This window comes from Gordonia sp. SCSIO 19800 (assembly GCF_018132775.1).
Lineage (GTDB): Bacteria > Actinomycetota > Actinomycetes > Mycobacteriales > Mycobacteriaceae > Gordonia > Gordonia hongkongensis.
Genome location: NZ_JAGRQM010000050.1, coordinates 1 through 2,071, shown reverse-complemented (window position 1 = coordinate 2,071; position 2,071 = coordinate 1). Strand labels below are relative to the sequence as shown.

The following is a 2,071-nucleotide window of genomic DNA, read 5'->3' as shown; positions in this document are numbered from 1 at the left end:
GTATGTGGGTCGTGTTGATTTTCAGGTGAAGTTGCGGGGGCAGCGGATCGAGTTGGGGGAGATCGAAACCGTCCTCGCGAGCGCCGACGACGTGGTCTCGGCAGTCGCGGTGGTGCACGACGACCGGTTGGTCGCGTACGTCACCGGACCCGACGAGTCGGCGGTGTCGCGGCTACGAGACCATGCCGCCCGCAGGCTCGCGGCGTACATGGTTCCCGACACCGTCATGGTGCTCGACGCGTTGCCGCTGAACACCGCGGGCAAGGTCGACCGAAAAGCCCTGCCCGCGCCGGATCTCTTCTCCACTCGACGGGTGGAACCGGACACCGACACCGAACACGCGATCGTCGCGATGGTCGCCGAGGTGCTCGGTCGTGGTGGGGACGCCACGGCGATCTCGGTGACCGACAGCTTCTTCGAGATCGGCGGGCATTCACTGTCGGCCACTCGGGTGGCGGCGCGGGTCGCCCACGCGTTCGGTGTGCCGTTCGGCGTTCGTGAACTCTTCGATGCACCGAGCGTGCGCGCGATGGCCGCTCTCGTCGACGCGACCCGTCGCACCGACAGCGGTTCACCCACCGAGACAGCAGACCTCGGTTCGATCCCGCGTCCTGCCCGCCTCCCGTTGTCACCGGCGCAGCAACGCATGTGGTTCATCAACCAGTTCGATCCGGGGTCACCGGCCTACAACATCCCGTTCGCCCTACGGGCGCGTGGTCGTCTCGACGTCGTCGCCTTGCGCGCGGCACTCGCCGATGTGATCGACCGGCACGAGGTGCTGAGGACGCGTTACCCACAGGGCCCGGATGGCCGACCGTGGCAGGACATCGCAACGGCTGACGACGTCACCGTCGATCAGTGGTGGCGGACCGCCGGGGTGGAGACGCTGTCCGCAGAACCGTTCGACGTCACCCGCGACCTCCCGATCCGTGCGGGCATCCTCGGATCCGATCCCGACGACCACGGTGCCGACGACCACGGTGCCGACGACCGCGGTGCACACGACCACGTGCTGGTCGTCGTGCTGCACCACATCGCCGCCGACGGCGAGTCACTGGCGCCCCTGGTCGACGATCTCCTGCACGCGTACCGGTCCCGCGTCGAGGGTCGCGCGCCTGTCCGTCCTCCGCTCCCGGTGCACTACGCGGACGTCGCGCTCTGGCAGGAACGCGCCCTGGGCTCGATCGACGACCCGGGCTCCGAACTCGGCAGGCAGTCGCGCTGGTGGCGCGATCACCTCGCCGGCCTGCCCGAGGTCCTCGAGTTGCCCACCGACCGACCTCGTCCGCCGGTGGCGTCCCTCCGCGGGGCGGTGGTGGACCTCGACCTGCCCGAGGATCTCGCACCCCGCATCGAGTCGTTCGCCCGCGCCCACGGCGTGACCGTGTTCATGGTCGTGCACGCGTCGGTCGCGGTGGTCCTGTCCCGGTTGTCGGGGACGTCGGACATCGCGGTCGGTTCACCGGTGGCCGGCCGTGGGCGTGCCGAACTCGACGACCTGATCGGAATGTTCGTCAACACTCTGGTCCTACGCACGGAGGTTGACGCCTCGGCCACCTTCGAGGAACTGATCCGGTTGGTGCGCGACACCGACCTCGATGCGTTCGCCGCTGCCGACGTGCCCTTCGAGTACCTCGTCGATGCCCTCGCCCCGGCGCGCAGCGAGGCGTTCGCGCCGCTGACCCAGGTGCTGTTGACCCTCGAACAGACCTCCGTGGGGGAGTTGTCCGCGCCGGGGCTGACGATCACGCCCGTCGAGGCCGGTGCGCCCGCTGCCCGGTTCGACCTCATGATCGGGATGTCCGCCGATCGGGACGACGCCGGTGCCCTCGCCGGGCTGGCCGGCCGGATCGTGTACGCCACCGACCTCTTCGACGAACCCACGGTGCGACGCATCGGTGCGCGGATCGTCGACGTCCTCGACGCGGGCCTCGCCGATCCCGACGTGATCGTCGGCGACATCGACCTCGTCGATGCCACCGAGCGCGCCGCCATCGAGGGTTGGTCGCGTGGTGTGGAGGTGGGGTTGGGGTGGTCGGGTCGTTCGGTGGGGTCGGTGGTTGCTGAGCGG

The 2,071-nt window shown here is 69.5% G+C and carries 1 protein-coding gene; it reads left to right on the top strand.

Features of this window, described 5'->3' with window-relative positions:
- Window positions 1-25: 25 nt before the first annotated feature.
- Window positions 26-2,071: condensation domain-containing protein (locus tag KB201_RS24595; RefSeq protein WP_307848134.1), on the top strand; the 2,046-nt coding region annotated here is incomplete at its 3' end.